This is a genomic window from Deinococcus sp. (genome assembly GCF_030523985.1).
In the GTDB taxonomy this organism is placed as follows: domain Bacteria; phylum Deinococcota; class Deinococci; order Deinococcales; family Deinococcaceae; genus Deinococcus.
Genome location: NZ_JAUNHK010000041.1, coordinates 15773 through 22832 on the forward strand (window position 1 = coordinate 15773; position 7060 = coordinate 22832).

At 57.9% G+C, this 7060-nt stretch carries 6 protein-coding genes; all 6 read left to right on the top strand.

Features of this window, described 5'->3' with window-relative positions:
- Positions 1–175: 175 nt before the first annotated feature.
- The 6 genes from uvrA (at position 176) to Q4C89_RS07870 (ending at position 7034) form a co-directional block, all read left to right on the top strand.
- Positions 176–3181: an excinuclease ABC subunit UvrA gene (gene uvrA, locus Q4C89_RS07845; protein WP_303102051.1), complete on the top strand. Its 3006-nt coding sequence runs from the start codon at positions 176–178 to the stop codon at positions 3179–3181.
- Between the two features lie 127 nt (positions 3182–3308).
- A complete protein-coding gene (locus Q4C89_RS07850) occupies positions 3309–3824 on the top strand; it encodes a hypothetical protein (RefSeq protein ID WP_303102052.1) in 516 nt (171 codons plus the stop codon).
- Between the two features lie 18 nt (positions 3825–3842).
- A complete protein-coding gene (locus Q4C89_RS07855) occupies positions 3843–4340 on the top strand; it encodes a M12 family metallopeptidase (RefSeq protein ID WP_303102056.1) in 498 nt (165 codons plus the stop codon).
- Positions 4341–4387: 47 nt separating this feature from the next.
- The gene (locus tag Q4C89_RS07860) at positions 4388–4804 is read left to right on the top strand and encodes a hypothetical protein (RefSeq protein WP_303102053.1); all 417 of its coding nucleotides are present in this window, start codon (positions 4388–4390) and stop codon (positions 4802–4804) included.
- A gap of 86 nt (positions 4805–4890) precedes the next feature.
- Entirely contained in the window at positions 4891–5505 is a 615-nt protein-coding gene (locus Q4C89_RS07865) for a hypothetical protein (protein WP_303102054.1), read from the top strand.
- Between the two features lie 209 nt (positions 5506–5714).
- Positions 5715–7034 carry a homoaconitate hydratase family protein gene (locus Q4C89_RS07870; RefSeq protein WP_303102055.1) on the top strand — a complete coding sequence of 440 codons (1320 nt, stop codon included), beginning with the start codon at positions 5715–5717 and terminating at the stop codon, positions 7032–7034.
- The last annotated feature ends 26 nt before the right edge of the window (positions 7035–7060 follow it).

Below are 7060 nucleotides of genomic sequence, written 5' to 3' on the forward strand. Positions count from 1 at the left end.
ACTGACGTGTTTCAGAGCGTAGGCCAAGGGTTGCCTTACGCCAAGGTCAGAACGTGATTCAGGGGCCAGGAAGGGAAGTGTCGAGGAGCTGAGCTGTCGAGAGGTCGAGAAAAATCTATCGCCGACCTCGACGGTTTGACCCGGACACCTCCCGACCTGCGCCGCAAGGAGCAACATGCAAGACAAACTCATCGTGCGCGGCGCAAAGGCCCATAACCTCAAAGACATCACGGTGGAAATGCCGCGTGAGCAGTTCGTGGTGATTACGGGCGTATCGGGGTCGGGCAAAAGTACGCTGGCCTTCGACACCATCTACGCCGAGGGCCAGCGCCGCTATGTAGAGTCCCTCAGCGCCTACGCCCGCCAGTTCCTCGGCCTGATGGAAAAGCCCGACGTGGAGAGCATCACGGGCCTCTCGCCCGCCATTTCCATTGACCAGAAAACCACGTCCCACAACCCGCGCTCTACGGTGGGCACCGTCACCGAGATTCACGATTATTTGCGCCTGCTGTACGCCCGCGTCGGCACGCCGTATTGCCCCATCTGCGGGCGCAAAATTGAGAAACAGAGTCCGACGGAAGTGACCGACCGCCTGCTCTCCAGTTTTCCTGATAAACGCGCCATTCTGCTGGCCCCAGCCGTGCGCGGGCGTAAGGGCGAGTACCGCAAGCTGTTCGCCGACCTCAAGCGCGAGGGCTTTTCGCGGGTGCGGGTGGATGGCACGCTGTACGAACTGGAAGAGGCCGAAAAGCTGAAGCTGGAAAAGTTTGAAAAGCACGACGTAGACATCGTGATTGACCGGGTGACCCTGCGCGAGACGGATCGCCCGCGCATTGCCGAGTCGGTGGAACTGGGCATTCGGCGCGGCGAGGGGCTGCTGCGGGTGCTGCTGCCGGATGCCGGAGAGAACGGTGAAGCGCACGAAGAACTCTATTCGGAAAAGTTCGCTTGCCCCGAACACGGCAGCGTGCTGGAGGAACTGGAACCGCGCTCGTTCAGTTTCAATAACCCCTACGGTGCGTGCGGCGACTGCGCGGGTATCGGCTACAAGCAGGAATTCACTCCTGACCGCGTGATAGACGAAAAGCTCAGCATTGACGACGGGGCGATCATCCCCTGGACGAAAAAGGGCGCGGACGCGGGCATCTATTACTACGACAAGCTCAAGGCGCTGGCGGAGCATCTGGACTTCAGCCTTAAAACCCCTTGGCAAGACCTCCCCGCCAAAGCGCAAAAAGCCGTTCTGCACGGCACGGGTTCGCCCATTCCGGTGGTGTATCGGCGGGCGGGCAAGGAAACCATGCGCTTTACCACCGAGTTTGAAGGCGTGCTGACCAACCTAGAGCGCCGCTACGCCGACACCGAAAGCGAATTCATGCGCGAAAAGCTGGAAGAACTGATGGACTTACGGCCCTGCCCCACCTGCGGCGGCACGCGCTACAAGCCCGAAATTCTGGCGGTGCGCTCGGGCGGCCTCAACATCTCGCAGGTGAGCGGCATGAGTGTGCTGGAAGCCGACCAGTTTTTCCGCGATTTGCAGGAAGGCGGGCTGGACCACGCCGCCATTGAACCTTTCCTGAAAGGGCACACGGGCGGCACGCAAAAGGCCCACGCCCCGCGCCATTACGAGTACAAATTGAACGACTTCGGCGCGGCGGTGGCGGCCCCTATTCTCAAGGCGATTCGCACCCGCCTCAAGTTTCTGGTGGACGTGGGGCTGGATTATCTCAGCCTAGACCGCACCGCCAACACGCTTTCGGGCGGCGAGGCGCAGCGCATCCGACTGGCGACGCAGGTGGGCAGCGGGCTGACGGGCGTGCTGTACGTGCTGGACGAACCTTCTATCGGGCTGCACCCGAAAGACAACGGGCGACTCATCGGCACGCTGAAAAACCTGCGCGACCTCGGTAACACGCTGCTGGTGGTGGAACACGACGAAGACACCATGCTGGAGGCCGATTACCTGATTGACATGGGGCCAGCGGCGGGCATTCACGGCGGCGAGGTGGTGGCGCACGGCACGCCCGAAGAGGTCAAAAACGCGCCCGACAGCCTCACGGGAAAATACCTGCGTGGCGAACTGAAAATTGAGATTCCGCAGGAGCGCAGGCGCGGCAACGGCAACTTTCTGCGGGTCTACGGCGCAAGGCAAAACAACCTGCAAAACGTGGACGCCGAAATCCCGCTCGGCACGATGACGGTGGTGACGGGGCCGTCTGGGAGCGGCAAATCTACGCTGATTACTGACATCCTGCACGCCAGCCTCGCCCGCGAACTCAACGGCGCAAAGACCACTCCAGGCCAGTTTGACCGCATTGAGGGCATGGAGCATCTGGACAAGGTCATCGAGATTGACCAGTCCCCGATTGGGCGCACGCCGCGTTCCAACCCCGCGACCTACACGGGTGTGTTTACCGAAATCCGCGATCTGTTCACCAGAACCCCCGAAGCGCGGCGGCGCGGCTATCTGGCGGGGCGTTTTTCCTTCAACGTCAAGGGCGGGCGCTGCGAACACTGCAAGGGCGACGGCGTGATGAAGATTGAAATGAACTTCCTGCCCGACATTTATGTGCCGTGCGAAGTGTGTAAAGGCGCGAGATACAACCGCGAAACGCTGGAAGTCAAATATAACGGTAAATCTATTGCCGACGTGCTGGACATGACGGTAGAAGACGCGCACGCTTTCTTTGAAGCGATTCCGCCGATCGAAAGAAAGATGCAGCTTCTGCTGGATGTGGGGCTGGGGTATATGCGAATCGGGCAACCTTCCACTACGCTGTCAGGCGGCGAGGCCCAGCGCATTAAACTTGCCACCGAACTGGCAAAGCGGGCTACGGGCAAGACCATTTACATTCTGGACGAACCGACTACGGGTCTGCACTTTGAAGACGTTCGCAAGTTGATGGACGTGCTGCAACGCCTCGCGGAAGGCGGCAACACACTGGTCATCATCGAGCACAACCTGGACGTGATGAAGTGCGCCGACTGGATTATTGACCTCGGCCCTGATGGTGGTATTCGCGGCGGGCAAATTGTGGCGGTGGGCACCCCCGAACAGATTGCCGCGCACCCGACGAGCTACACGGGCGAGTATCTGCGGAAAGTGTCGGGGATTGAGGCGGGCGAAGGTGGAACGGCGAAGAAAGCGGGAGCTAAAGCAAAAAAGCGCAAGGAAAAATGAGTGTCTAGAATAAAAGAAAAATTAAGAATTCATTAACATGTCCTGACTATTGGAAAATGGTCACTCTGTAAATTCTGGCTTAGATGTGAAGTGTGCGCCTCACATCTAAACTCTATTTGCGAGGTGAATGATGCAGAGAAATAATTTTTTAGCTGCCCTGACCCTTGCGGCTTTACTGGTCGCTTGTGGTCAAGTAACCCCTGAAGCCAGACTCTCTGAACAGAAAAAGATGGTTATTGAGGAAATCGCCCCTGGTCTCCCTGTAGTTAAAGAGGGTGCGTTGGGGGGACTTTCGGCAGAAAATACCAAGATTTTGAGGGAGCACACCTTCAGCAATGGAGAAGTTTTCAGGTACATAACGTTAGAAGATAAGGTCATCGATGGTGACATGGTTTTAGGAACTACAGAGGAGCTTCAAAAGGCATTCAGCGACTATGAAGATTTTTTAAAGGGAAAGCTAAAATCTCAGGGCGCAATGATTTACGGATGTAAGTTTGCGTTGTTTGGAAATTGCTTTGCTGGAGAAAAAGGGCGTACATGGCCTGCCAGTAGCTATGGCGGTGTGACCACTGTTCCTTATGACATTTCTGGAGTAGATTCATACCTCACTTCTGTCATTACTCAAGCCATAAGTGATATTTAACAGGCGTCAAACGGTTATATCAAATTTGTTGATAATCCCAGTGCGGTAGATAAGATTTATTTTACTCAAGAAGCCAGTGGTGGCTGCTGGAGTTATCTTGGTAAGCAAGGTGGTGCTCAGCAACTCAATTTGGGCCGGGGGTGCGAGATAAAGGGTATAGCTATACATGAAATTCTTCATGCGCTTGGCATGGCACACGAGCATCAAAGACCTGATAGAGATGAATATCTCAGTATTGACACGTCATCTTTAACAGAAAAAGGTATTCAGCAAATCGTCTGGAAATATGCCTGGTCTGAAATGAACCATTATACATCCTTTGACTATGGTTCAATTATGATGTATCCGGCTAATGCTAATAGATACGGCCCTGATTTTACTTCTCTCACAGAAGGTACGATACTGACTCCTAAATATCCCTTATCGGCGGGAGTTGTTTTGGGGCAGCGCAATGGTCTCAGTGATTTGGATAAACTTACCATTCAAAAGCGCTACAATGGAACCATCCTATACTAATGTGCCAGAATAAATCTGGGGGGTTTATGATAAAGTACCATATAACCTTGGCCTTCGGTGTATTAGGTCTTGCATCTTGCAATTTCAATCAACCGATTGATGGCAAAGAAGAGGTAGTTCTTCACAGTGCTGTTGGTAACTGGGCACTCACTTTTTCTAACCCTGAGTACACAGCAGCTTTTCACACCCTTACAGTTAAAACACTTCTGATGGGTGGGGCGTTCCAATCCGAAGGGGCTAAAACTGCTGATGGAACACCTGTTCTTGTAGGAGAAGAAAACACTCCAGTTGCTTCAGGAAATGCCAGTTATGGCAATATCAGCTTCAACTTCCGCACCAAGTCCGATACGGTCAAGCTTTCTTGTGAAGGCTCTTTCAATGCCACTGATGACGCTTACTCTGGCACTTGCACCCGCGCCATCACAGGCGAGAAAGTCAGCCTGAGCATGAAGAAGCTGTCCTGAGTTTCGCCCGATTGTCCCCCGTCCCAAACACTGAGGCGGGGGTTTTTTGTTGCTGTCCCTGGCCCCCGTGCTAAAACAGGGAACGCATGACCGTCACCGCTGCTCCCACTCCCCAGACCCAACGCGAACGCCGAGGCATGTGGACTTTTCTGCGCTTCATTACGGGCCTCGCGCTGCTGGCTGGACTGGCCTATTTCCTCTGGACGCCCGGCGACTGGGCCAACAAACTCTTTGTCTGGGTGCTGCTGACCATCCTGGCCGACGAGTGCGCGGGCTGGTTCGGCTATGCGGGGCTGGCGCTGGGGGCACTGGTGCTTCTGGCTCCGGGTGCCACGCCGGAACAGTGGTTCGTGGTGCTGCCGCTGGTGGGGGGGGCGCTGTTCGCGCTGCTGCTGCTCAAGCATTCGGGCGGGCCGTTTGTGCTGCCTTTTGCCGGGGCGCTTTTCGCCGGGGCCATTTTGCTGGCCCAGAAGTTGGGGGACATGCTCGGCACGCCCATCAAACAGGTGTCGAACCCCGAACTGGAACGCCGCGCCCTGCTGGCTGCCGCCATTGGCCTGGCCTTCAGTTTCGTGCGCCAACTCGTCGGCATGTTGCTGCGCTGGCAAAAGCGCCGCCGGGCCGCTGCCGTCACCGTCACCACGACCCCTGCGCCCGTGCCTGCGCCTCCGGCCCCGACTTCGCCCAAACGCAACGGATGACCTTCCGGCCTGCCTAACCCGTCCTCGCCCCGACTGGCATAACAGGCGCTAGAATCGCAGTCATGTTCAGCGCCGACCTGCCGAAAGCGGCCCCGATGGGCCTTCTTCTTCGTCTGGGGCGTTGAGCGCGATTTTCCCAGCGTTCTTTGTGTGCCCCCGCAGCCAAACAGAGCTGAGGGGGTGTTTTTCGTCTGGGGGAGGTTGTGACTATGGGAAAAGACAGTGCCGGACAAGCAGGAATGACCATTGCCGAGAAGATTCTGGCGGCCCACAGCGGGCATGACCATGTGGTGCCGGGGCAACTGATCGAGTGCCAGACCGACTGGGTGCTGTGCCACGAAATCACCACGCCCGCCGCCCTGCGAATGCTGGAAGAACGCGGCATGGACGTGGTGTTCAACCCCGACCAGATTGTGGCGGTGCCCGACCACAGCGTGCCCGCCATGAACATCAAGGCCGCCAAGATGTACCAGAAGCTCAAGAGCTGGGTGCAGGAAAAGGGCATCAAGCACTTTTTCGACGTGGGGCGTGGCGGCATCGCCCACGTGGTGCTGGAAAACACGGGCCTGATGAAGCCGGGGCAGACGCTGGTCAGCGGCGACTCGCACACCTGCAACGCGGGCGCACTCGGCGCTTTTGCGACGGGCGTGGGCAGCACCGACCTCGCCGGGGCCATCTACGCGGGCAAGGTCTGGTTCAAGGTGCCCGAAACCATGCTCATTCGCGTGACCGGGCAGACCCAGCCGGGCGTAACCCCCAAGGACATCGTGCTGGAGGTCATCAAGCAGATCGGGGCCGACGGCGCGAACTACATGGTCATGGAGTGGGTGGGCGACTACATCGACAACCTCGACATGGAAGGCCGTTTCACGCTGACCAACATGGCGATTGAGGCGGGCGGCAAGACGGGCATCGTGGCGGTGGACGACATCACCCGCGCCTACATGCAGCAGCGCGGCGTGTCGCCTGAGCAGTACACCGAGTACCAGTCCGACCCCGACGCCAACTACAAAGTGGTTGTCGAAATCGACGCCGCCAAGGTCGAGCCGACGGTGGCCTACCCCCACATTCCCAGCAACGGCAAAGTGGCGGGCAGCGACAAGATTGCCGTCACGCACGCCTACGTCGGCAGTTGCACCAACGGGCGCATCAGCGACCTGCGCGACGTGGCCCGCATCCTGAAGGGCCGCAAGGTCGCCGAGAACGTGCAGATGATCGTCGTTCCCGCGACGCAGGCCATCTGGAAACAGGCCGCCCAGGAAGGACTGCTGGAAATCTTCGTGGAGGCGGGCGCGAGCGTGAGCTACCCCTCCTGCGGCGCGTGCCTGGGCATGCACAGCGGCGTGCTGGGGCCGGACGACATCTGCATTTCGAGCAGCAACCGCAACTTCGTGGGCCGTATGGGTGACCCCTCGGCGCAGATTTACCTCGCCAGTCCTGCGACGGTGGCGGCGAGTGCGGTGGCCGGGCACATTGCCGACCCGCGCCGCTATGACGCCGAAGGCCGGGAAACGAACGCGGCGGACTGAGTGAGCGATTTTGCCCCCTTCCTGCT

Bases quoted from the DNA above. Each gene is read 5' to 3' on its own strand.
- uvrA (WP_303102051.1), top strand. From the start codon at position 176: ATGCAAGACAAACTCATCGTGCGCGGCGCAAAGGCCCATAACCTCAAA.
- Q4C89_RS07850 (WP_303102052.1), top strand. From the start codon at position 3,309: ATGATGCAGAGAAATAATTTTTTAGCTGCCCTGACCCTTGCGGCTTTA.
- Q4C89_RS07865 (WP_303102054.1), top strand. From the start codon at position 4,891: ATGACCGTCACCGCTGCTCCCACTCCCCAGACCCAACGCGAACGCCGA.
- Q4C89_RS07870 (WP_303102055.1), top strand. From the start codon at position 5,715: ATGGGAAAAGACAGTGCCGGACAAGCAGGAATGACCATTGCCGAGAAG.